Origin of the sequence: Teichococcus aestuarii (assembly GCF_003116135.1) — a bacterium.
In the GTDB taxonomy this organism is placed as follows: Bacteria; Pseudomonadota; Alphaproteobacteria; order Acetobacterales; family Acetobacteraceae; genus Pseudoroseomonas; species Pseudoroseomonas aestuarii.
This window is the reverse complement of the sequence record NZ_PDOA01000020.1, coordinates 1-23,071: the sequence shown is the minus strand read 5'-3', so window position 1 is coordinate 23,071 and position 23,071 is coordinate 1. Positions and strand designations below refer to the sequence as shown.

Genomic DNA, 23,071 nt, shown 5'->3' with positions numbered 1-23,071 from the left:
TCTCTGCCGCCGAGGACTGGGCGGCCAGGAGGCTCGAGGGCACGCGGCTCGGCTATCTCGCCATGCGCTGCGGGCTGTTCTTCGGCGGGCACAGGGCGCTGCATGACTGCGCGCGACGCTGGCGATCCTGAAGGCCGCTGCCCCACTTCCGGCGTGACGGAGCTGCGCGCCTGCTGAGGGCCGCCCGCCAGGCCTCCTGGCGCATCTGGGCGGTGGAGGCACCTTTTGAGAGGCCAAGGACCGCCTCAAGGCGCGCGGCTGCCGCTGGAACGGGGACGCCACGGCAGGGCAGCCACGCGCCCGGTCCACCGGCGTACCGGAAACCCTGCAGCGGGCGGAACTGGGCTTCCTTTGGCGAGAGACCTATGGCCGGGAGATGGAACTGCCCCGCCAGCGTCTCACTGACCAGGAGCGCTTCCCAGAGCGGGGATGGAGGATCGTCTGCCTGGGAGCGAGCCTGGCATTGAGGCAGTTTTGTACGGCTGGAGGTCTCGCAGGCGATGGTCCGCGCCGCGGCCTGCATTCCTTGGTGCCCGGATGACGATCCACCCCAGGCCCCCTGATTCTCCAGGCTCCATGATTCGCAGCAGCCATGGTGTGCCTGGGCTGTCGGCGTTAAGGCTGCCAACCCACAAGAAGATTTCCGGAGACCGCAATATGGCACCAGCCGATGATTCCTGGCGTGAGGTCGTGACGACGGCCCGCTCCAGGGCCCGCGACCTGGCGCCGGAGCTGCGGTCCGTGGTGCTGACCCACTACCCGGATGCCGAGACGCTGGACCTGATGCGGCCCGGCGGCGAGGTGCCGCTGGCGGTGCTGCAGGAGGCCAACCGCGCCGTGGCCGCCGAGATGCTGCGGCAGGGCGTGGTGGTGCTGGTGCAGCATGCCGACCGGGCCGCCGCCCGGCGCTGGCGGGATGCGTGGCAGGACGGCGCCGGTGGCCCTGCCGCCTGGCGCGACCGCAGCCGCCTGCTGCACGGCGCCGAGGCCCTGCGGCGGATCGGCGTGGAGGCTCCGGCTCCATTGCGCCCGGAGAAGGGTGCCGGCACCCCGGCCGACCGGCTGGTGCGGCTCTTCGCCAGCGAGGATGGCGCCGCCTTCGAGGCCTGCGCCGAAGCCCTGATCGCCCAGGGGCGCGACGGCGTGCTGGAGCAGGCGGTGCGCAAGGTGGCGCAGCGCCATGGCGAGGAGGCGGCCGAGGATCTCTCGCTGGAGCTTCTGGCGCTGGCCGAGGCGGCGCCGGTGGGCCCGTCCGGCTGGGCCGGGCTGGTGTCGCTGCCCGTGGCCCTCCCGCCCGACGCGCTGCCCGACCCGGCGGCGCTGGCGGAGAGCTTCCTGGCCTGCGGCGCGCTGCCGGAGGCGGCCTCCCTGCACCTGCTGCCGCACTGGTACGTGCCGGAGGCCATTGCCGCGCTGACCCCCGTCGAGGCCCGCCAGACGCTGCTGGCCCTGGTGGCGGGCGAGGCGCCGGCCGCGCTGCCGCCGGCCGCTCCCGAGGCGCTGGCGCAGGGTGGGTTCGGCGTGCTGCTGGGCCTGCAACTCGACTGGGACGTGCCGCTCTGGGAGGAGATCGCCGGGGCCGGGCTGCCCGAGCCCGCCGACGAGGACGCCCCGCCCACGCCAGAGGAGGCGGCCCTGGCGGAGGCGTTCGACCGCTGGCGCGGCATGGCCTTCCAGGCCTTCGGCGGCTGCGTGCCGCTGGCGCTGGTGCCGCTCTCCGAGACGGGGGCCGAGATCGCCGACTTCCTGGAGGAGGCGGGAGAGCAGAGCAGCGTATTGCGGGAAATCCAGGACTTCGTCGCGGTCGCTCGGCAGGAAGCGCTGGAGGAGGAGGTGGTCTGTCTGCCGCGTGCCGAGGAAGGGCAGTTGCATCTCACGCTCTATACCCGCTCGGGCCGGCTGCTGGACGAGATCACGCTGGAGGCGGAGCGCCTGCCGCTGCCGGCCACCGAGATGCCGGCGCTGCTGGAGGCGATCGTGCCGCTGGTCAGCCGTCCGCCGGGATCGGCCTGAGCCCCAGAAGGGGGCGGTGCGCCCTGTCTTCCAGCACTGGCCCGTGGCCGTGCAGAGGCGGAACTGTGGAGCAGGAGCAAGGGGCTATCTCCCACCAAAGCCCTGCTTCCGCTGTCAATCAAGTCTTTGTTCTTGATTCGTTCTGCGATTCGCCTTTAGCGTCGCCTCATGGCTGACCTTGATCCTGACGCTGCGCGTCCGCTGCCCCTGCCCTCGGGCTTCTCCCCTGCCCTTGCCGATGAGGTGGCGGAGGCTTTGGCCTATGCGCTGCGCTACGACGAGCGCGGCCGGCCAAGGCCTTCGGGCGGGCCCCTGGTCGCCAGCCTCGCCGCCGAGCACCTGGTGCAGCACCTCGAGCGTGCCGGCTTCCTGATCCTCAAACGGCCGCCCGACCGGCTGCACAGCGCCGGCTGAGGGTGCCGTGGCTCCCTCCGAGGCCCGGCTCGAGGCGCTGCGGGACCAGCTGGCCCGGATGGAGCGCGGCGGCGGCGGCGCGGCCTTCCCGCCCCTGCCCCTGGCCCCTGCCATCGACCGGCACCTGCCCGGGGGCGGCCTGGCGCGCGGCGCGCTGCACGAGATCCAGATGGCCGACCGCAATGCCGGCTTCGCCTTCGCCGCGCTGATCCTCGGCCGCTCCACGGGGCCGGTGCTGTGGATCGCCCCCGCCGCCGACACCCCCTGGGCGCCCGGGCTGCATTGCCTCGGCCTGCCGCCCGAACGGCTGCTGCTGGCCGGCTACCGGCAACCCGCCGATGGGCTGTGGCTGCTGGAGGAGGCGCTGCGCACGCCCGGGCTGGGCGGCGCCGTGCTGCGGCTCGATGTGCTGGACCTCACCGCCTCGCGCCGCCTGCAGCTGGCGGTGGAGGGCTCCCCCCGCATCGGCCTGCTGCTGCGCGCGGCGGCCGAGCACGGGCCGTCGAGCGCCACCAGCCGCTGGCGCGTGGCCTCCCACCCTGACCCTGCCCTGCGCCCCTGCTGGCAGCTGGCGCTGCTGCGCTGCCGCGGCGGCCAGCCCGCCGCCTGGCTGGTGTGCCACGAGGGCGGCACGCTGCAGGTGGAGGCTCTGCCGTGAGCCGCCGCTACCTTGCCCTGGCGCTGCCGGACCTCACCCTCGACCGCCTGCGCCGGCAGCACCCCGCCCTAGTCGGGCAGCCCTTCGCGGCCTGGGCCAGCCGCGGCCCGCGCCGCTGGCTCACCGCCGTCGCCGCCACAGGGCTGCAGCCCGGCCAGGCCGTGGCGGACGCCCAGGCCATCCATCCGGCGCTGCTTCTGTTCGAGGCCAGCCCGGCGGCCGATGCCGCGCTGCTCACCCGCCTGGCGCTGTGGGCGATGCGCTTCACGCCGCTGGCCGCCGTGGACGGTACGGATGGGCTGATGCTCGATGTCACCGGCGTCGCCGGGCTGTTCGGTGGCGAGGCCGCGCTGCTGGCGGCGGTGGTGCAGAGTTTCGCGGCGGGTGGCTATCGGGTGCGGGGCGCCATCGCCGGCGCGCCGGGCACCGCCGCCGCCCTGGCCCGCACCGCAGGGGCGCCGTGCCTGCTGCCCGGCGAGGCCGGCCCCGAGATCCTGGCCGCCCTGCCGCTGGCCGCGCTGCGCCTGCCCCCGGCGACGCTGCAGGGCCTGGCCCGGCTCGGCCTGCACAGCCTGGGCGATGCGCTGCGCCAGCCGCGCGCGCCGCTGGCCCGCCGCTTCGGCCGCCCCCTGCTGGATGCGCTGGACGATGCCACCGGCGCCCGCCCGCGGCCGATCCGCCCCCTCCGCCCATTGCCCGACTTCATGGCGCTGCGCGACCTGCTGGAGCCCATCACCACCCGCCCGGCCATCGACCGGGTGCTGGCCGTGCTGCTCGACGAGCTCTGCGCGGCGCTGGCCGCCGCCGGCCAGGGCGCCCGGCGGTGGGTGTTGCGCGCCTTCCGGGTGGACCGGGCGGTGCAGGAGCTGGCGATCGGCACCGGCACCGCCTCGCACAGCCCGGCGCATCTGGCGCGCCTCTTCGCTCTCAAACTCGACCGGCTGATGCCGGAGCTCGGCTTCGAGCGGATGGTGCTGGAGGCCACGGGCACGGAGCCGCTGGCCCACCGGCAGGCGCCGCTCCACACCGGCCCGGAGGAGGCGGGCGCGGATCTGACCGCCCTGGCCGAGTTGCTCGACCGCGCCGCGCCGCGCGTGGCGCTGAGCCGGCCGCTGCCGCTCGACAGCCACTGGCCGGAATACGCCGCCGCCCCCGCCGCACCGCAGGCGGTGCCGGTGGTGCCAACCGGCTGGGGCGGGCCGATCCGCCCGGTGCGGCTGCTGGCGGAACCGCTGCCGGTCACGGTGACGATGGAGGAGCCCGAGGGCGTGCCGGTGCAACTCCTCCAGGGCACGCGCCAGCACCGGGTGCTGGCCGCCCTCGGGCCCGAGCGGCTGGAGCCGGAATGGTGGGGCGAGGACCAGCACCGCCCGGCGCGCGACTACTACCGCCTGCAGACCGCCGAGGGGCCGCGGCTCTGGGTCTGCCGCCTGCGCGAGGGCGCCGCGGCGCCGCGCTGGTTCCTGCACGGGGAACTGGCCTGAACCGTGGAAGGCTATGCGGAGCTTGGCGCCCGCTCCAACTTCTCCCTGCTGGACGGTGCCTCGCACCCGGCGGAGCTGGTGCTGGCCGCCCGGGCGCTCGGCCATGCCGGGCTCGGGATCTGCGACCGCAACAGCCTGGCCGGCGTGGTGCGCGGCCATGTGGCGGCCAGGGAGGCCGGGCTGCCCTTCCGCGTCGGCGCGCGGCTCGCGCTCGAGGATGGGTCGGAGTTCCTCGCCTGGCCGACGGACCGCGGCGGCTATGGCCGGCTGACCACCCTGCTGTCACGCGGCCGGCTGCGCGCGCCGAAAGGCGAATGCCAGATCGGGCTGGAGGAGATGCTGGCGCATGCGGCGGGCTGGTGCCTGGCGGCCATTCCGCCGCACCAGCCGGATGCGGCGTTTGCCCGCCGCTTCGCCGGGCTGGCCGAGCGGCTCTGGCCGCTTCTGGCGCTGCCGCTGTTCTGCGCCGCCGCCTGCCGGATGGATGGCCAGGACCGGGCGCGGCTGGCCTGGCTGGCCCAGCTGGCCACGGAGGCCGGCCACGGTGCCGCGCTGCTGGCCTGGAACGATGTGCGCTACCACCACCGCCGGCGCCGCCCCGTGGCCGACCTGCTCACCGCCATCCGCCTCGGCTGCCCCGTGGCGGCGCTGGGCCGGCACGCCGAGCCGAATGCCGAGCGCCGGCTCAAGCGGCCCTGCGACATGGCGCGGCTGTTCGCCGGCCATCCGGAGGCGCTGACCGGCACGCTGCGGGTGCTGGAGGCGACGGGCGGCTTCTCGCTCGACCAGCTGCGGCACGAATACCCGGACGAGATCCTAGAGCCCGGCCGCACGCCGCAGCAGACCCTGGCGGCGCGCGTGCAGGCCGCCGCCGCCGGGCGCTGGCCCGAGGGCGTGCCGGCCGACATCCAGGCCCGCATCGACCATGAGCTGCGGCTGATCGAGAGCCTGGGCTACGCGCCCTACTTCCTCACCGTGCACGAGGTGGTGCGCTTCGCGCGGCAGAAAGGGATCCTCTGCCAGGGGCGCGGCTCGGCCGCCAACTCCACCTGCTGCTACGTGCTTGGCATCACCGCGGTGGACCCGGCCCGGCACGACCTGCTGTTCGAGCGCTTCGTCTCGGCCAACCGCCGCGAGCCGCCCGACATCGACGTCGATTTCGAGCATGAGCGGCGCGAGGAGGTGATCCAGCACATCTACGAGCGCTATGGCCGCGAGCGGGCGGCGATCGCCGGCACGGTGATCCGCTACCGGGTGCGCAGCGCGCTGCGCGAGGTCGGCAAGGCGATGGGCCTGTCGGAGGATGTCACCGCGAAGCTGGCCAAGGCCAGCTGGGGGCCGGGGCGCGAGCAGACCCTGCCCGAGCTGGCCGCCGGCCTCGGCCTCGACCCCGCCGACCCGGCGCTCCGCTGGACGCTGCAGCTGGCCGAGGAGATCCAGGACTTCCCCCGCCATCTGGCGACCCATGTGGGCGGCTTCGTCATCAGCCGCGGGCCGCTGACCGAGCTGGCGGTGATCGGCAACGCCGCCATGCCGGGGCGGACGGTGCTGGAATGGGACAAGGACGACATCGACGCGCTCGGCCTGCTCAAGGTCGATATCCTGGCGCTCGGCATGCTCTCCCTGCTGCGCCGCGGCTTCGCGCTGCTGCGCCGGCACCACCGCAGGCAGCTTGGCCTGGCGGACCTGCCGCGCGATTGCCCGGACACCTACGCCATGCTGCGGCGGGCGGATTCCATTGGCGTGTTCCAGGTGGAGAGCCGGGCGCAGATGAACATGCTGCCCCGGCTGCGGCCGGAAAAGTTCTACGACCTCGTCATCCAGGTGGCGATCATCCGCCCCGGCCCCATCCAGGGCGACATGGTGCACCCCTATCTGCGCCGCCGCTGGGGACTGGAGCGGCCGGTCTATCCCAGCCCCTCCCCCGCGCATGGACATCCCGACGAGCTCAAGGACGTGCTCAAGCGGACATTGGGGGTGCCGCTGTTCCAGGAGCAGGCGATGCGGGTGGCCATGGTCGCCGCGCGCTTCACGCCAGAGGAGGCGGACCAGCTCCGCCGCGCCATGGCGACCTTCAAGCATACAAAGGGCGTGACGGAGTACCGGGAGCGGCTGGTGGGCGGCATGGTGCGGCGCGGCTACGACCCCGGCCTCGCCGAGCGGGTGTTCCAGCAACTGGAGGGGTTCGGCTCCTACGGCTTTCCGGAGAGCCACGCGGCCTCCTTCGCGCATCTGGCCTATGCCTCGGCCTGGCTGAAGTGCCACCACCCGGCGGTGTTCGCCGCCGCCCTGCTGAACAGCCAGCCCATGGGCTTCTATGCCCCGGCGCAGATCGTCCGCGATGCCAGGGAGCATGGCGTCCAGGTCCGCCCGCTCGACGTCAACCGGAGCGGCTGGGACTGCACGCTGGAGCCGGAGCCCGGAAGCGCCGAGGGGCTGGCGCTGCGGCTGGGGCTGCGCATGGCGGCGGGCCTCGCCCGCGCGGAGGGCGAGCAGATCGTCAAAGCGCGGCGGGCCGGCAACGGCGCGCCCTTCGCCAGCGTGGAGGAGGTGGTGCGCCGCGCCGGGCTTGGCCGCAAGGCCACCGAGGCGCTGGCGGCGGCGGATGGCTTTGCGGGCATGGGCGTCCCCCGCCGGCAGGCGATCTGGGCGGCAAGGGGCGTCGAGAAGGCGGTGCCGCCGCTCCTGCTGCTGGCGGCGCAGAAAGCGGCCGCCGGCGAGCCGCCGCTGCTGCCGGAAGCAAGCCCCAGCCTACCCGGGGAGCAGGAGGGCCAGGGCGTGGTGCTGGACTACCTGGCCACCGGCCTGACGCTGGGGCGGCACCCGCTGGCGCTGCTCAGGCACCGGCTCAGAGCCCTGGGCTGCCAGGATATCCGGGAGATCGGCGCCCTGCCCTCCGGCAGAAGGATCCTGCTCGCCGGGCTGGTGCTGATGCGCCAGCGCCCGGGCACCTCGAAGGGCGTGGTGTTCGTCACCGTGGAGGATGAGCACGGCACCGCCAACCTGGTCGTCTTCGCCGATCTGGTGGCGCGGGACCGCGCGGCGCTGATCAACGCGCGGCTGCTGATGGTCCAGGGCCGGATCGAGCGCGAGACGAGGCAGGCGGAGGTGCCGGTGACGCATATCATCGCCGAGGCGCTGACCGACCGGACGGACCTGCTGCGCGGCCTGAACGCGGCGGAGGAGCAGGACTGGGGTGCCGCGGCGCTGGGGCGGGCGGATGAGGTGCGCCGGCCCGAGCCAGGATCACGCCGGCCGGTGCTGCCGGTGAAGAGCCGCGATTTCCAGTGACGCGAAGGGCGCGGGGATGCCGGCTGCCGCTTCCGGCCGAAGATTTGCGCCACCCGCTTTTCCAGGGGCGCCAGGGCTTTGCATGGCCGCCATGGAGATCATCCCGGGATGCGGATGGCTCCGCTCCACCAGCAGGTCGACCAGCGCCTGCGGCATGTCCAGGCCGCGCGCGGCGTGGGTGGACACGCCCTTCATCTCGATGCTGATCTTGACGTCGCGGCCGGTCTCGGCCGCCTTGGCGGCGATCAGGTCCAGCGCCTCGTCCAGCGTCATGGCGGCGGGGTTGGCGGCGTGCAGGCTGGCGTAGGTGGTGCGGGGAACGGTGCCGGTGTCGTGGGCCACCACCAGCACGCCGTCGGCCGTCATCTGGATGTCCAGCTCGGCCCAGTCGGCGCCCCAATAATGGTCGGGATAGGGATTGGTGCCGCGGTGGCCGAAGATCTCGAAGGAGGTCATGGATCGTCTGACGGTTCAATGCCCAGGCGCCGCCCGCGGCGGCCGAACGGGCCGATGGAAGGGGACAGGGCGCGGGTTCAGGTGTGGTCCCGACCTTCGGCCTGAATGGGGGGGCATGGCACGACCGCCGTACCGGACTGCGCCAGCCGCTCGCGGATCGCGGGCGGCAGCGCGGCGTCGCAGAAGACGGCGGAGACATCCTCGATCCGCCCGCCGCGCACATGCGCCGCGCGGCTGAACTTGGAGGCGTCGAGCACCAGGAAGGACCGTCGGGAATGGCGCATCATCACCTCGCGGATGCGCACTTCCTCGCGCGAGTAGTCGAGCAGCGAGCCGTCCGCATCGACACCGCCGACACCGAAGATGGCGATGTCGACGAGATAGGCGCTGAACAGCTCCTCCCCCGCCGGGCCGCAGACATCGAGATCCCCGGTGCGGACGGTGCCGCCCGCGATCGCCACCTCGAATTCCGGGTTCTGCGCCGCGGCCAGGGCGAGCGGCAGGTTGTTGGTGACGATCTTCAGCCCGCGATGCCTGCCCAGGCATTCCGCCACGATCTGCGGCGTGGTGCCGATGCCGAGGGAGATGCAGGCGCCGTCCGGCACCTCCCGTGCCACGGCGGCGCCGATCTGCCGCTTGGCCGCGCGGTTCAGCACCTCACGGTCGCGGAAGCTCATGTTGCCGCAATGGCCGGGGCAGGTGATGCCGCCATGGCGGCGCCGGGCCACGCCCTGCTCGCAGAGGCCGTTGATGTCGCGCCGGATGGTCTGGGTCGTCACCTCGAAATGCTGGGCGAGCTCGTCCACGCGCAGGAAGTCGCGCGTCTTCAGCATCTCGGCGATCATCGCCTGCCGGCTCCGGGACGGCGTGGCGGCGATGTTCAGGTGAAAATTCTGCCTGTTCATGTGTACGCTCCTAGACGGCCAGTGCTGCAACCGCGTGACAGGGCAGAGAAGGTTCGATGTTGCGCCGGGCTTGCCTCGCCCATGCCACAAGCTGATGATTTCACGCGATTAATCCGCCGCCCTGGCGCTGGCTTCGCCGCAGGCGCGGAGTCACGAAACCGCCATCAAAGCGACATTCATCCGAAGCACCGGGCGGTTATCAGCCGTTCCCATGAGCATCACCGACGGCCCCGGGGCCGCCATCCGGCTGGATGCCGTGCGCAAGCAGTTCGGCGACACGGTGGCCCTGCACAACATCGACATCACCGCCGCGCCAGGATCCCTGATCGTGCTGCTCGGCCCTTCCGGCTGCGGCAAGTCGACGCTGCTGCGCGTGCTGGCGGGGCTGGAGGCGGCGTCGTCCGGCAGCGTCCACTTCGCCGGGCGGGACGTGACCGCGTTGCCGCCGGCGGCGCGCGGCGTGTCCATGGTGTTCCAGTCCTACGCGCTGTTCCCGCATCTCGATGTGGCCGAGAACATCCTGTTCGGCCTGCGGGCGCGGAAGGTGCCGCGGGCGGAGCGCGACGCGCGGCTCACCCGCACCGCCGCCATGCTGGGGCTGGCATCGCTGCTGGAACGCCGGCCGGCACAGCTTTCGGGCGGGCAGCAGCAGCGCGTGGCGCTGGCCCGCGCCATCGTGGCCGAAGCGCCGGTCTGCCTGATGGACGAGCCGCTCTCCAACCTCGATGCCAAGCTGCGGGCCGAGATGCGGGCCGAGATCCGCGCCCTGCAGCAGCGCCTGGGCCTGACCATGGTCTATGTCACCCACGACCAGGTGGAGGCCATGAGCATGGCCGACCAGGTCGTGCTCATGCGCGAGGGGCGCGTCGAGCAGGACGCGACGCCGGCCGAGCTTTACGCCCGCCCCGCCACGGCCTTCGCCGCCGGCTTCATCGGCACGCCGCCCATGTCGCTGCTGCGGCTGCAGGCCGCGCCGGGCGGCGCCGCCATTGCCGGTGCGCCGGAGCACCCGGTGGCGCCTGCCGAGGCGGCCGGCGCGATGCTGGGCCTGCGGCCCGAGGATGTGGCGCCCACAGACGGCCCCGGCCTGCCCGCCATTGTCAGCGGCGCCGAGTTCCTGGGCGCCGAGACGGTGCTGCGCTGCGCCGTCGGCACGGCCGGCGAGACGTTGCAGGCCCGCATCCCCGGCAACCACGCGCTGCCCGCCGGCACCGCCGTGCGGCTGCGCCTGCCGCCGCTGGCGCACCTGTTCAGTTCCGCAACGGGGCAGCGCCTGCCGCTGCCGTCCCACGCGCCAACCTTCGCCTGAACCCCTGAGGGAGCCAGACCATGCTGATCACCCGTCGCGCCGCGCTCGGCGCGCTCGCCGCCTCGCCCATGCTCGCGGCCCCTGCGGTGCGGGCCCAGGCGCCCGTGCAGATCACCTTCAACTACCCGGTGGCCGTGGGCGGCCCGATCACCAAGGTGATCGATGGCTATTGCGCGGATTTCGAGCGCGCCAACCCGGGCATCCGCATCCGCCCGGTCTATACCGGCACCTACCAGGACTCGATCACCAAGGCGCTGACGGCGGCGCGCGGCGGCGATGCGCCGCAGATGGCCTGCCTGCTGTCCACCGACATGTTCACGCTGGTCGATGAGGATGTGGTCGTGTCGTGGGACGAACTGCCCGGCGCCGAGAAGGGCTGGATGGACAGCTTCTACCCCGGCTTCATGGAGAACAGCCGCACGGGTGGCAAGACCTGGGGTATTCCGTTCCAGCGCTCCACCATCGTCATGTACTACAACAAGGATGCCTTCAAGGCGGCCGGCCTGGACCCGGAGACCCCGCCGAAGGACTGGGCGGAGCAGGTGGCCTTTGCGCAGAAGCTGACCAGGCGGCAGGGCGATTCCGTGACGCAGTGGGGCATCCAGATCCCCTCTTCCGGCTTTCCCTACTGGCTGTTCCAGGCGCTGACCACGCAGAACGACGTGCGCCTGATGAACGAGGCGGGGAACCGGACCTTCTTCGCGGACCCGAAGGTGGCCGAGGCGCTGCAGTACTGGACGGACCTGTCCGCCCGGCACAAGGTGCAGCCTTCCGGCATCGTGGAATGGGGCACCACCCCGCGCGACTTCTTCGAGCGCAAGGTGGCGATGATGTGGACCACCACGGGCAACCTGACCAACGTCAAGGCCAACGCGCCCTTCCCCTTCGGCGTCGCCATGCTGCCGGCCGGCCGGCGCCGCGGCAGCCCGACGGGCGGCGGCAACCTCTACGTCTTCAAATCCGCCAGCCCGGCGCAGCGCGAGGCGGCGGTGAAGTTCGCCCGCTTCCTGACCGAACCGGAGCGCGCGGCGCAGTGGGGCATCGACACGGGCTATGTCGCCACCAGCCCCGCCGCGTGGGAGACCCCGAAGATGAAGGAATACGTGGCCGGCTTCCCCGCCGCCGCCGTGGCGCGCGACCAGCTGCCGCACGCGGTGGCCGAGCTGTCCACGCATGAGAACCAGCGCGTGACCAAGGCCCTGAACGACGGCCTGCAGGCCGTGCTGACCGGCCGCGCCCAGCCCGTGCCCGCCATGGCGCAGGCGCAGGCGGAGGCCGATCGCATCCTGCGCGCCTATCGCGGCTGAGGCGGCCCGGGCCCATGCGCGGACGCGCGACTCTTCACGCCTGGCTGATGCTGGGCCCGGCCATGCTGCTGCTGGTCGCCTTCACGCACTATCCCGTGGTGGCGACCCTCTGGCACTCGCTGTTCTCCACCCCGCGCGGCGCGCGCCCCGCGCGCTTCGTGGGCGTGGAGAACTACGCGGCGCTGGCCGACGACCCGGTGTTCTGGCAGGCGCTGTCCAACAACCTGCTCTACGCGCTGGGCACGGTGCCGCTCTCCATCGGGCTGGCGCTGGCCATGGCGCTGTGGGTGAACGGCCGCATCGCCGGCCGCGCCGCCCTCCGCGTGGCCTACTTCACGCCGACCGTGCTGCCGATGATCGCGGTCGCCAATCTGTGGCTGTTCTTCTACACGCCGGATTACGGGCTGGTGGACCGCATCACCGGCTTCCTGTTCGGCTGGGGCCCCACCAACTGGATCGGCAGCCAGGAGACGGCGCTGGGCGCGATGATGGCCATCGCAGTCTGGAAGGAAGCCGGGTTCTTCATGATCTTCTACCTGGCCGCGCTGCAGGCCATCCCGCCCGTGCTGTACGAGGCGGCATCGGTGGAAGGCGCGTCCCGCTTCACGGTGTTCCGCCGCGTGACGCTGCCGCTGCTCGGCCCCACCACGCTGTTCATCGCGGTGAACGCGCTCATCAACGGCTTCCGGCTGGTGGACCACATCATCGTCATGACGCATGGCGGGCCGGACAATGCCACCGCCCTGCTGCTGACCTACATCTACGAGGTGGGCTTCCGCTTCTGGGACACCGCGCAGGCATCGGCGCTGACCATGGTGCTGCTGCTGATCCTGGCGCTGGTGGCCCTGGCGCAGTTCACCCTTCTTGGCCGGCGGACGCATTACCGATGAGCGCCACGACATTGACGCCCACCGCAGCGGCGCAGCCGCGCCTGCGCCTCGGGCTGTGGCTGGAAACGCTGGCGGCCTGGACGCTGGCGCTGGCCTGGGCGGCGCCGCTGCTCTACGCACTCTGGGCCGCCATCCACCCTACCGGCTACGCCACGCGCTTCGAGCTGTTCGCGCCGCTGACGCTGGACAATTTCACGGCCGCCTGGAACGCCGCGCCCTTTCCGCGCTACATGCTGAACAGCGTTCTGCTGGTCACCTTCGTCACGGGCTGCCAGTTCGTGCTGGGCACGCTGGCGGCGTTCGTCTTCGCCCGCAGCAGCTCGCGCTGGGCCGGCGTGCTGTTCGCCATCGTGCTGGTGCAGCTCATGATCATGCCGGACATGCTGATCGTCGAGAATTACCGCACCATGCGGGCGCTGGGCCTGGTGGACACGGTGGTGGGCATCGGCCTGCCCTATGTCGCCTCCGCCTTCGGCATCTTCCTGCTGCGACAGACCTTCAAGCAGGTGCCGAAGGAGCTGGAGGACGCGGCGCGCATCGAGGGCTGCGGCACCTTCGGCATCCTCTGGAAGGTCTATGTGCCGCTGGCGCGCCCGACCTACCTGGCCTACGGCCTTACCTCCGTCTCCTATCACTGGAACAACTTCCTCTGGCCGCTGGTCATCACCAACACGGTGGAGACGCGGCCGCTGACCGTGGGCCTCGCCGTCTTCGCCTCCACCGACCAGGGCATCGACTGGGCCATCATCAGCGCGGCGACGCTGTTGACCTCGGCGCCACTGCTGCTCGCCTTCCTCCTGTTCCAGCGGCAGTTCGTGCAGTCCTTCATGCGGGCCGGCATCCGCTGAGCCCTCATGCCTCCGGAGACGTCACTTCGATCCTCTGGTTTGGGCCTGTTCCGGCGCCTCCCGAGCCTCCGGCGGGAAGGGCTGCTGTGGAGGGAGCCTCGCCTTCCCGCGCATGACGCTCCAGCCTCCCCCATCCCCCCTGGCCGGGCCGGGGGAATTGCCGCACCAGCGGACAGCACCGGCTGCGGCAATCGTGCTCCCGGCTTCCGGCCCGAGAGTGGAACGCCCTACCGGTGGCTTCCCCCGCCGCCCATCAGGTTTCCGAGCAGCCCGCCCAGGCCTCCCTGGCCCAGCTCCTCCTCGCGCTGGGGAAGGTTGCCCTGGGGAGTGGCCCGATCGACCATGTGCGGCAGGATGTTGCTCAGTTCGGCGAGGATGGCGGCGCGATCGGTACCGGCGTGCTGCGCCGCCTCGTCCAGCTCCCGGGGGTCGAAGCTGCCCTCGAGGTCCCGCGGCGAGACCGGCTGGTTCGTGTCGCGCGACACCCAGGAGTCCACCTGCCGGTCGAGGCCCTGGCTCCGCAGGCTCCCGAGCAGGCCACCCAGCCCGCCCAGCAGGCCGCCGAGCCCGCCGCCCGCGCCATGGCCGGCCATCCCGCCCAGCCCGCCGCCGGTGCCACCTGTCGCCGGCGCCCCTCCGCCGAGAAGCCCGCCCAGGATTCCGCCAAGGCCACCGCCGCCAGCCATCGGGGCGCCTCCGCTCCCGAGCAACCCGCCGAGCAGACCGCCCAGCCCGCCGCCCATCGGAGCGGCGTGGCTGCCGCCGTGCAGGCCGCCGGCCTGTGCTCCCCCGCCCTGGGCGTGCCTGAGCAACTGCTGGATGAGCAGCGCCATCGCGGCGGCCTTGACCCCGCCGCCGAGGCCACCGATGGAACCGCCGCCGGATTGCCCGGGGAATAAACCGCTCATGATGGTCGCTCCTTGCATGCTCTGCGGAGCACAACGCCGTAGCCGAGAGGCCCGTTGCCGGGGCCGCCCTGCCGGACCGGCGCCCGGGGGCGATACTGCGCGGATATCCCGGTACGATACACAGGCTCCGGTGCTGGATGACGGCCCGCTCCATGACCTATCCACACATCCTGCGGGTGCCGCTGCACCTCTGGCGCGCCCCGCAGCGCTTTGCGGCCTGGGTGGCGCCCGCCCTGGTGGCGGAATGGACGATGCCGAGGGATAGCCGGAGATCCTGTGATGGATCAGGCCATCACGACGCGGCCTGCGCTGTGGGACCGCTTCTGCGGCACGCACCGCCAAGAGCGGTGGATCAGGTTTCCAGCCGCCCGGAAAACCCCTGTCCGGATCAGTCAGGTCGGATCATGCTCCAGCCCCAGCAATGGAGACCATGCCGCGTGACACCCTTCGATCCTGCCTTGCTGCCCGCCGGCATCCGCAGCCGCATCCTGCCCGGGGTCAATGGGCTCTCCGTACACGTGCTGGAAGCCGGAAAGGCTGGACAGCCCGCAATGCTGCTGCTGCATGGCTTTCCCGAGCTCGCCTTCTCATGGCGCAAGGTGATGCCGGCCCTGGCTGATGCCGGCTTTCACGTCATCGCTCCAGACCTCCGGGGATATGGCCGCACCACGGGCTGGAGCGCAGGCTACGATGAGCCGCTGACGCCTTTCCTGATGCTGAACATGGTGCGCGACCAACTGGCTTTGGTCCAGGCGCTGGGGCTGAAGGAGGTCCATGCGCTGGTCGGCCACGACTATGGTTCCCCGGTCGCAGCCTGGTCCGCGCTGATTCGTCCGGACGTCTTCCGGCGCCTGGCACTCATGAGCGCGCCCTTCGCCGGTCCCCCACGCTTCGGGGCACCCTCAGGGCAAGACATCAGCGCTGACCTGGCCCGGCTGGAAGTGCCGCGCAAGCACTACCAGTGGTATTATTCTGAGCGTCGCGCAGCGGGAGATATGGATCACCCGCGGCAGGGGCTACAGGCTTTCCTGCGCGCCTACTATCACCACAAGAGTGCGGACTGGCCCGGCAACAGACCCTTCCCGCTGGCCGGCTGGACGGCGGAGGAGTTGGCGAAGCTGCCGGACTACTACGTCATGCCCTTGCATGCGACAATGCCTGAGGCAGTGGCTCCGCACATGCCGGCCACCGGGGCGCCCTGGCTCACAGATGCCGAGCTGGCCGTTTATGTCGCCGAGTATTCCCGCACGGGCTTCGCCGGTGGGCTGCAATCCTATCGCTGCGGCACGAGCGGTGCGAACGCCGCCGATCTTACCCTGTTCAGCGGCCGGCGGATCGAGGTGCCAACCATCTTCATCGCTGGCGCCAGCGACTGGGGCATCCACCAGACTCCCCTTGCCCTGCCCCGTATGCAAGAGGACGCGTGCGCTGATTTTCGTGACCTGCACCTGATTCCTAGCGCGGGTCATTGGGTGCAGCAGGAGCAGCCGGATGCCGTGGCGAAGCTGCTGGCAGACCTGGCGGCCATCGCGGCGGATGTGTGAGTGTTGGCTCAGCTTCGGCCATCACGCGGCATGGCAGATGGCGCAAGCCCAGGCGTGCCGGAGCGGGGCTGGCTCAGCGCCCGGAGGCGATCCCCCGGGCGACAGGCTCAGCGGCTTGGCGTGATCCTCCACACCGTGTTCGAGAGATCGTCGGCAACGATCAGGGCGCCGCGCGGGTCCACCGAGACACCCACCGGGCGGCCACGCGCCTGGCCCTCGCCGTTCAGGAAGCCGGACACGAAGTCGACCGGGGCACCTGCCGGCTGTCCATCACGGAAGGGTACGAAAACAACCCTGTAGCCGGTGGGCACATTGCGGTTCCAGCTGCCATGCTCGCCGACGAAGACTCCGTCCGCGAAGGCCTCGCCCATGGCGGGGTTCGAGAAGGCGACGCCCAGCGCGGCCACATGTGCGCCCAGGCTGTAATCGGGGCGGATCGCCGCGGCGACCTTTTCCGGGTCCTGCGGCTGCACCCGCATATCGACGTTCTGCCCCCAGTAGCTGTAGGGCCAGCCATAGAAGCCGCCCTCGCGGACCGAGGTCAGGTAGTCCGGCACGAGGTCGGGGCCGATCTCGTCGCGTTCGTTCACCACCGCCCAGAGCTGGCCCGTGCCCGGCTGAATCGTGAGCGCCGTGGGGTTGCGGAGGCCGGTGGCGTAAGGTCTGTGCGCGCCCGTCTGCGCATCGATCTGCCACACCATCGCCCGCCCGACCTCGGCTTCCATGCCGCGCTCGGTGATGTTGCTGTTGGAGCCGATGCCGACATAGAGGAAGCGGCCATCGGCGCTGGCGGTCATCGCCTTCGTCCAGTGGTGGTTGATTGCCGAGGGCAGATCCGCGACATGCACCGGTGGCCCGCTCGCCTCGGTCTGGCCGTCGCGGTAGCTGAAGCGCACCAGCGCATCCTGGTTGGCGACGTAGAGGGAGCCATTGACCAGGGCGAGGCCATAAGGCCCGTTCAGATTTTCCGCGAAGATGCCCCGGCTCTCGTAGGTGCCGTCGCCATCGGCGTCGCGTAGCAGCGTCAGCCGGTTGCCGCCTGGCACCGACGTCTTGCCCCAGCCCTTGATAATGTTTGCGATGAAGGCCTTAGGGTTGAGCCGAGGCGCGCCCTGGCCACCGGTTCCCTCCGTGACCAGGATATCGCCATTGGGCAGGATGAGGGTCTGGCGCGGGATCCTGAGATCCGTGGCGATGGCCTGGATCGTGTAGCCCTGTGGCACGGCCGGGCGGTCATCGCCCCAGGAGGTCGGCCGGGGGATCGTCATGTCGGGCAGCAGGCCGCGATTCGGTTCCGGAAGTTCCGGATTGGGGCCGCGCTGCTGCGGACCAGAGTTGCCCTCGCCATCGCAGGCGGAGAGGGCCAGTGCCGCAACACCCATCAGCAAGATCGCGCGCATCACACTGCCTCCCGGGACTGGTAGCCGGAATAGCCCATCCAGGCCGCAACAAGCGCGAGGATCGTCGCGATGGCGGAAAGGTAGAGCGCCTCCGGCATGATCGCGAAGGCGTCCTTCGCGTGAACGAGCGCGTTGATGAAGCCCAGCACCCACATCGCCAGCAGCACGATGAAATAGATGGCCGCCCGCCTCCTGCGTCCGGCGCCGCTCCGTATCAGGTCCACCAGCGCCCAGAGCAGAGCAAAGCCGCCGACGAGAAGGCCTCCCGCGATGAGCCAGGAGGAGAAATTGGCCCACTGGATCTGGAAGCTTGCCCGATAGGCGAAGTCGCTGAGCAGCGCGCCGAGAAACAGGGGAAGCGGAAAGGCAAGCAGGATCGCATGCAGCGGGTGAAGCGGCCTCGGGGATCTTGGGCTGGTTATGGCAACCACGGCGGAGCCTCCTCTTATCCGGCCGGGCCCGGTGAAGCGGCCATGGCCTGACCTGCCTCTTTCGGAGGCGGCGGTAGGACAACGGGGCAGCGAAGGATGGGTTTCGGCGCCGCAGTCTGGCTCCCCGTTCGAAGCGGCCGCCATTCCGGCGAACCGTGCAGATCCTGCCAGGATGGAGTTGGACTTGCTCCCGTCTGATGGAGGAGCGTTGGATCAACCTGGCGTCCATCTTCTCGAACTGAGCCAAGCCTGCGAAGTCGAGCGCGGCATGGCGCCTGACAGGCTGTAGAGGCCATCGATGTGGCGGCCGACGGCCTGCCGGCATCCTGACGTGTTTCAGACATGGTGCGCCAGACGAGTTCCGACTCCGCCCGCTCGTCTGGACCAGGCGGATTGCCTCGTCTCAGATTTCTTCGTGAACCGTCTCTGCTGCGTCATGGGGTTCCTCTTGCCTCATCAGGAACCCTCCCCTCCACCTTTCCGAAGCAAGCCCAGGCGGCGCTTTACAAGCCAATGTGGAGTGACGGTGTTTTTGAGCACCCCGCTAATCGGACTGCACTGTCTCGACAGGCCGCGAGCGAAGCCCGGAGGGTGTGCTTTCCGCCCACATCAGCAGTGCATCAAGCGCCGGGCATAGCGCCTGTCCCCACGCGGTCAGGTGGTACTCCACCTTCGGGGGCACCTGATGATGGACGATGCGTGCGACAACACCGTCGCCCTCCAACTGACGCAGCTGCTGGATCAGCATTTTCTGCGACACGCCGGGAATGGCCCGCTCGAGATCGGAGAAGCGTCGCACCTGTCCGCCGAAGAGCTGAAACAGGATCACGAGCTTCCAGCGCCCCTCGAGTACCCTGATCACGTTCTGCACGCCCTGCGCAGCCGTTTCGGCCGTGTATTCCACACGCTTACTTCGGGGTAAGTCCCTTACTTTTTCGTCCGTTCTTGCCATTCGGGCAGCTTAGAAACAGCTTCAGGCCAGGGCAACACATCTCCGGAGTCATGCCATGACCAACGAACTGCCGGCACCCATTGCAGCCTATGTCGCGGCCAACGCCCGGCTCGACGCAGACGGCATGGCGGCGCCATTCGCCCGGGACGCGGTGGTGCGCGACGATGGCGGGCACCATACGGGCCGAGACGAGATCAGGACCTGGATCCAGTCGGCGACGATCGCCAGCCGCGCCGTCTTCACGCCGGAGACATGGCGCGAACGCGATGGCCGCATCCTCGTGGAGGGCCTGACCGCAGGGGATTTCCCTGGCAGCCCGATCCGCTTCACCCTCAGCTTCCTGCTCCGGCACGATGCGATTGCCGGGCTGGAGATCGCCTGATGCCGCCCTACAGCCATCCTGCCGAGTTCGAGGGACGCCGCGTTCTCATCACCGCGGGCAGCAAGGGCACCGGCCGGGCGACCGTCCAGCGCTTCCTGGATGCGGGGGCCCGCGTGATGACGGCGGCGAGACGCCGGCCCGAGGATCTCACGGGCGCCGACTTCGTCGAAGCCGATCTCACAAGCCCGGACGGAGCGCATGTGCTCGCGGAAGCAGCCATGGAGCGCCTCGGCGGCGTCGACGTGCTGGTGCACGTTCTCGGCGGCTCCCGGGCACCAGGCGGGGGCTTCGCGGCCCTGACCGAGGAGCATTGGCGCGCCGAGCTCGACCTGAACCTGATGCCGGCGGTGCGGCTCGACCGGCTGCTCCTGCCGCAGATGGCCGCGCGCGGCTCGGGCGCGGTGATCCACGTCGCCTCCATCCAGCGCCGGCTGCCATTGCACGATTCCACGACCGCCTATGCCGCCGCGAAGGCCGCCCTGACGACCTACAGCAAGGCTCTCTCGAAAGAGGTCGGGCCGAAGGGGGTGCGGGTCAACGTCGTCTCGCCCGGCTGGATCTATACGGAAGCGGCGGATGCGCTGGTGCAGCGGCTCGCGGCCAGCAGCGGAGGAACGCCGGACGCCGCGCGTCAGGGCATCCTGGAGGCGCTTGGCGGCATCCCTCTCGGCCGCCCCGCAAGGCCCGAGGAGGTGGCGGAGCTGATCGCCTTCCTCGCCTCCGACCGGGCCTCGGCCATTCACGGTGCGGACTACGTCATCGACGGCGGAACCATCCCGACGGTGTAGCCCCGCCCGCCGCACGGGGGCGGCGCCCCGGGCCTGGCCCAGCAGGGCGCAACCGGCCGTGGGGCCCTGGACGCGCGCCCTCCCGAAGAGCGCGAGACCCGGGCCGGTCGCCGGGCATGGCCAACCGCGGCCCTCGATGACGAACACGCGGCCTGACGACGCTGTCGAACCGCCCGGGAGTTGTCTCGATGGACAGGGCCAGCGGCCCCGGGGTGGATGCCCCGGATGCTTCCATTGGAACCGCCGCGATGCCCGGGGCCCCGGCGTGCCAGGAACAGCTACGCGCCGTGCTCCTGCCGGATCATCCCGGCAGCCCGCTCGCCGATGATGGCGCAGGGCGCCTGGGTGTTCCCGGTCGTGACGCGCGGCATGATCGAGGCGTCCGCCACCCGGAGCCCGTCCACGCCATAGGCCTTGAGCGTGGCGTCCACGACCGACATCTTGTCCCGTCCCATCCTGGCTGTGCAGCTCTGGTGCCAGTAGGTGACGGCGGCGTCGCGGATGTAGAGGTCGAGCGCGTCGCCCTTCAGAGGGCCGGGCATGGCCTCGCCTCGCACGAAAGGCCGGAAGGCCGGCGCGTTGCCCAGAGCGCGGCAGAGCTCGACGCAGGCCCTCGCGGTCGTCATGTCCGCCGGATCGGACAGGAAGCCCGCCTCGACGGCGAGAGGCGCCAGGGGATCCACGCTCCGCAGGCGGAGGCGGCCGCGGCTGGCTGGCTGCGCGAGGCCCGCGAACATCGTCCATCCATGCGCCGGCACGCCGCGCGCCGCGGTCCGGTCGCTCGGGACGGGAAACCCGACCTGGCAGAACAGCAGGTCCGGCGCATCGAGGGCGGGCCGGCTCTTCCAGTACAGGGTGGCCTCGCTGCCGCTGCTCCGGGGCGCGATCGGCTCGGCGTATTCCCAGGTGCAGCCGAAGGCGACATGGTCCTGGAAGTTCCGGCCGACGCCGGCCAGGTGCTGCAGCACCGGAATGCCGTGCCGCCCCAGTTCTGCGCGGTCGCCGATGCCGGAATGCATCAGCACCTTCGGCGTCTGGATCGCCCCGAGCGACAGCACCACCTCCGAGCTGGCGCCCACCGTCACGACCTGCCCGGCGTGAAGGACTTCCACGCCGGTCGCCCGGCGCCCGTCGAACACGACGCGATGCACGAGGGCGCCCGTCAGCACGGTCAGGTTCGGGCGGTCGAGCCAGGGCCGGAGATAGGCGCGGTACAGCGGATGGCGGCGTGCGGGGTCAGCCTCGGCGAAGAGGACATGGTGGCGGAGGCCTGGGCTGTCGCACTGCGGCCCCGATGCGGCGCCTGGTGCCGGCTGATGGCGCATCGCCCGGCCATGCGCCCTTCCTGGCCGGATGCGAGAGCGTCCCGCAATCCACGCGCGAGTGGCGTTGCTTCTTCGGATTGCCGCCGGTGCAGGAGACGGCATCGGCCGGATGCCGCGCGTGAGAGTCCGCCTGGCGGCTGTTCACGAGTCGCGTAACCTCGGATAGCGAGCCTGAGGCAGGCGGGCTCCCGGCCTGTCCGCTTTCCGGAACCTCGCTGAGCCGTCTCAGCGGCCGAAACGGGCGCATGGCCGCCAGCCGCGGCAAGCCTTGGCCAGCAGCCTGACGAGCCCACTGCGCCCAGCGTACCGGCCTGGCTCTATGGACGGCTCAGTGCTGGCCAGGAAGCTTGCTCCTGCCAAACAGCCGCTCAAGCGCACGGCGCTGAATGCCGTAGCATTCGCAACCCGCGCCTTCGAGGCCCGGCCGGTCCGTCACCTCCATGCGGCCGCGCTCGTAGCGGATGAACTGCGCCTTCTGCAGCATGCGGGCCGCCACGGTCACGCCGGCCCGCCGCACCCCCAGCATCAGCGACAGGAACTCATGCGTCATGGGGAACTCGTCCCCCTCAGCCCGGTCATGTGCCATCAGCAGCCAGCGGGCGAGGCGCTCGTTGATCCCGTGCCGGCCGTTGCAGGCTCCGGTCCGCGCCACCTGCCCGTGAAGGACCAGGGCGTAGCGCAGCAGCAGATGCCGCAGGTCGCGGTCCTCGTCCATCGCCTCGCGCAGCGCGCCGGCGCTCAGGCGCTCAGGCGCTCAGGCGGAAGGCATCGCCGGGGGCCTGCACCATGGCCTCCAGGTCATCGGACTCGTCGGCCAGCACGACCGGCAGTCCGATCACCCCTTCGAACCCGATATGCCCGACCTCCATCGCCTCTCCATGCTCCATATAGGCGAGCATGGAGCACCACCCGCTTTCCGGGAAATAGACATTCTCGATGGCCACTTCCGGCTTGTGCAGCACCTGGCGGAGCTGCATCTCCACCCGCTCCAGCTTCGGCCAGAGGCGGGCGAGGCTGTCCGGCGGCAGGGCGGCGAGCAGGCGGTTGCGGGGCGCGGGGGGGGCTGAGGGTCCTATGACAGGCTCCTGCGACGCGGTGTCGGCAAGAGCACGGGCCTCTCTCAGCCGTCTGCGCCGGGGCCACTGCAGACGATGGCTTAGCTATGTGAGCAGAGGCCGCATTGTCTGTACGCAAGCGTACGGCAATCACCAGAAGGCGAGTATGGCAGTACCGCCCTCTGCTGCCGGGTAGAACGCTGTCCAGGGCATCAAAGCCATAGCCCGGTCGGCTGGCTCAGCGTCGATAGGGCATCTTGCTGCCGCCAAACAGGCGGTCAAGCGCACGGCGCTGGATGCCGTAGCATTCGCAGCTTGCGCTCTCGAGGCCCGGCCGGTCCGTCACCTCCATGCAGCCGCGCTCGTAGCGGATGAACTGCGCCTTCTGCAGCACGCGGGCCGCCACGGTCACGCCGGCCCGCCGCACCCCCAGCATCATCGACAGGAACTCATGCGTCATGGGGAACTCGTCCCCCTCAGCCCGGTCATGCGCCATCAGCAGCCAGCGGGCGAGGCGATCCTCGGTATGGTGGCGCCCGTTGCAGGCTCCGCTCCGCGCCACCTGCCCGTGATGGACCAGGGCATAGCGCAGCAGCAGATGCCGCAGGTCGCGGTCCTCGTCCATCGCCTCGCGCAGCGCGCCGGCGCTCAGGCGGAAGGCATCGCCGGGGGCCTGCACCATGGCCTCCAGGTCGTCGAACTCATCGGCGA

Annotated in this window: 22 protein-coding genes; 12 read left to right on the top strand and 10 right to left on the bottom strand. The window is 71.1% G+C overall.

Annotation, left to right across the window (positions count from 1 at the left end; translation table 11 throughout):
- Nucleotides 1-657: 657 nt before the first annotated feature.
- The 5 genes from CR165_RS20135 (at nt 658) to CR165_RS20120 (ending at nt 7,860) form a co-directional block, all read left to right on the top strand.
- Complete coding sequence (locus tag CR165_RS20135) at nt 658-2,013, top strand: hypothetical protein (protein WP_109518739.1); 1,356 nt, start codon at nt 658-660, stop codon at nt 2,011-2,013.
- A 168-nt stretch (nt 2,014-2,181) separates the two neighbouring features.
- Nucleotides 2,182-2,427: a hypothetical protein gene (locus CR165_RS24585; protein ID WP_146201950.1), complete on the top strand. Its 246-nt coding sequence runs from the start codon at nt 2,182-2,184 to the stop codon at nt 2,425-2,427.
- A gap of 7 nt (nt 2,428-2,434) precedes the next feature.
- Entirely contained in the window at nt 2,435-3,085 is a 651-nt protein-coding gene (locus CR165_RS20130) for an ImuA family protein (protein ID WP_109518738.1), read from the top strand.
- On the top strand, nt 3,082-4,569 hold the full coding sequence (locus CR165_RS20125) for a Y-family DNA polymerase (RefSeq protein ID WP_109518737.1): 1,488 nt from the start codon (nt 3,082-3,084) through the stop codon (nt 4,567-4,569). The genes CR165_RS20130 and CR165_RS20125 overlap by 4 nt, the downstream gene beginning before the upstream one ends.
- A 3-nt stretch (nt 4,570-4,572) precedes the next feature.
- Entirely contained in the window at nt 4,573-7,860 is a 3,288-nt protein-coding gene (locus tag CR165_RS20120; RefSeq protein ID WP_109518736.1) for an error-prone DNA polymerase, read from the top strand.
- Here CR165_RS20120 and CR165_RS20115 read toward each other — a convergent pair.
- Nucleotides 7,816-8,316, bottom strand: a complete 501-nt coding sequence (locus tag CR165_RS20115) for a glycerophosphodiester phosphodiesterase family protein (protein WP_109518735.1) — start codon at nt 8,314-8,316, stop codon at nt 7,816-7,818. The genes CR165_RS20120 and CR165_RS20115 overlap by 45 nt on opposite strands.
- A gap of 77 nt (nt 8,317-8,393) precedes the next feature.
- A complete protein-coding gene (locus CR165_RS20110; RefSeq protein WP_109518734.1) occupies nt 8,394-9,221 on the bottom strand; it encodes a DeoR/GlpR family DNA-binding transcription regulator in 828 nt (275 codons plus the stop codon).
- Nucleotides 9,222-9,432: 211 nt separating this feature from the next.
- Between CR165_RS20110 and CR165_RS20105 the strand changes: the two genes are divergently transcribed.
- The 4 genes from CR165_RS20105 to CR165_RS20090 are packed head-to-tail and all read left to right on the top strand — an operon-like array spanning nt 9,433 to nt 13,575.
- Nucleotides 9,433-10,530, top strand: coding sequence for an ABC transporter ATP-binding protein (locus CR165_RS20105; protein WP_109518733.1), 1,098 nt, complete (start codon nt 9,433-9,435; stop codon nt 10,528-10,530).
- Between the two features lie 20 nt (nt 10,531-10,550).
- On the top strand, nt 10,551-11,837 hold the full coding sequence (locus CR165_RS20100) for an ABC transporter substrate-binding protein (protein ID WP_109518732.1): 1,287 nt from the start codon (nt 10,551-10,553) through the stop codon (nt 11,835-11,837).
- Nucleotides 11,838-11,851: 14 nt separating this feature from the next.
- A complete protein-coding gene (locus tag CR165_RS20095; RefSeq protein WP_109518731.1) occupies nt 11,852-12,727 on the top strand; it encodes a carbohydrate ABC transporter permease in 876 nt (291 codons plus the stop codon).
- On the top strand, nt 12,724-13,575 hold the full coding sequence (locus CR165_RS20090; RefSeq protein WP_109518730.1) for a carbohydrate ABC transporter permease: 852 nt from the start codon (nt 12,724-12,726) through the stop codon (nt 13,573-13,575). The genes CR165_RS20095 and CR165_RS20090 overlap by 4 nt, the downstream gene beginning before the upstream one ends.
- Nucleotides 13,576-13,802: 227 nt before the next feature.
- Here CR165_RS20090 and CR165_RS20085 read toward each other — a convergent pair whose 3' ends face one another.
- Nucleotides 13,803-14,483, bottom strand: coding sequence for a YidB family protein (locus CR165_RS20085; RefSeq protein ID WP_181378253.1), 681 nt, complete (start codon nt 14,481-14,483; stop codon nt 13,803-13,805).
- 437 nt (nt 14,484-14,920) lie between these two features.
- Between CR165_RS20085 and CR165_RS20080 the strand changes: the two genes are divergently transcribed.
- A complete protein-coding gene (locus CR165_RS20080) occupies nt 14,921-16,027 on the top strand; it encodes an alpha/beta hydrolase (protein ID WP_219929801.1) in 1,107 nt (368 codons plus the stop codon).
- Nucleotides 16,028-16,134: 107 nt separating this feature from the next.
- Here CR165_RS20080 and CR165_RS20075 read toward each other — a convergent pair whose 3' ends face one another.
- The 3 genes from CR165_RS20075 to CR165_RS20065 all read right to left on the bottom strand — a co-directional run bounded on the left by CR165_RS20075 (nt 16,135) and on the right by CR165_RS20065 (nt 18,762).
- Nucleotides 16,135-17,427: a PQQ-dependent sugar dehydrogenase gene (locus tag CR165_RS20075; RefSeq protein WP_109518727.1), complete on the bottom strand. Its 1,293-nt coding sequence runs from the start codon at nt 17,425-17,427 to the stop codon at nt 16,135-16,137.
- A complete protein-coding gene (locus CR165_RS20070) occupies nt 17,427-17,858 on the bottom strand; it encodes a DUF2231 domain-containing protein (RefSeq protein WP_109518726.1) in 432 nt (143 codons plus the stop codon). Before CR165_RS20070 ends, CR165_RS20075 begins: the two co-directional genes overlap by 1 nt.
- 544 nt (nt 17,859-18,402) lie before the next feature.
- Nucleotides 18,403-18,762, bottom strand: a complete 360-nt coding sequence (locus CR165_RS20065) for a winged helix-turn-helix transcriptional regulator (protein ID WP_245906613.1) — start codon at nt 18,760-18,762, stop codon at nt 18,403-18,405.
- Nucleotides 18,763-18,865: 103 nt separating this feature from the next.
- Here CR165_RS20065 and CR165_RS20060 point away from each other — a divergent pair, with 103 nt between their 5' ends.
- Nucleotides 18,866-19,192 (top strand): nuclear transport factor 2 family protein, encoded by a 327-nt coding sequence (locus CR165_RS20060; RefSeq protein WP_109518724.1) that lies wholly within the window; start codon nt 18,866-18,868, stop codon nt 19,190-19,192.
- Nucleotides 19,192-19,980, top strand: coding sequence for an SDR family oxidoreductase (locus CR165_RS20055; protein ID WP_109518723.1), 789 nt, complete (start codon nt 19,192-19,194; stop codon nt 19,978-19,980). The genes CR165_RS20060 and CR165_RS20055 overlap by 1 nt, the downstream gene beginning before the upstream one ends.
- Before the next feature lie 278 nt (nt 19,981-20,258).
- Here CR165_RS20055 and CR165_RS20050 read toward each other — a convergent pair whose 3' ends face one another.
- The 4 genes from CR165_RS20050 to CR165_RS20040 form a co-directional block, all read right to left on the bottom strand.
- On the bottom strand, nt 20,259-21,305 hold the full coding sequence (locus CR165_RS20050) for a GMC family oxidoreductase (protein WP_219929799.1): 1,047 nt from the start codon (nt 21,303-21,305) through the stop codon (nt 20,259-20,261).
- A 328-nt stretch (nt 21,306-21,633) separates the two neighbouring features.
- Nucleotides 21,634-22,020, bottom strand: coding sequence for a Crp/Fnr family transcriptional regulator (locus CR165_RS25755; protein ID WP_245906612.1), 387 nt, complete (start codon nt 22,018-22,020; stop codon nt 21,634-21,636).
- A gap of 31 nt (nt 22,021-22,051) precedes the next feature.
- The gene (locus CR165_RS25750) at nt 22,052-22,282 is read right to left on the bottom strand and encodes a cyclic nucleotide-binding domain-containing protein (RefSeq protein ID WP_245906611.1); all 231 of its coding nucleotides are present in this window, start codon (nt 22,280-22,282) and stop codon (nt 22,052-22,054) included.
- A 316-nt stretch (nt 22,283-22,598) separates the two neighbouring features.
- A partial coding sequence (locus CR165_RS20040; protein ID WP_146201949.1) for a Crp/Fnr family transcriptional regulator occupies nt 22,599-23,071 on the bottom strand: 473 nt, incomplete at its 5' end.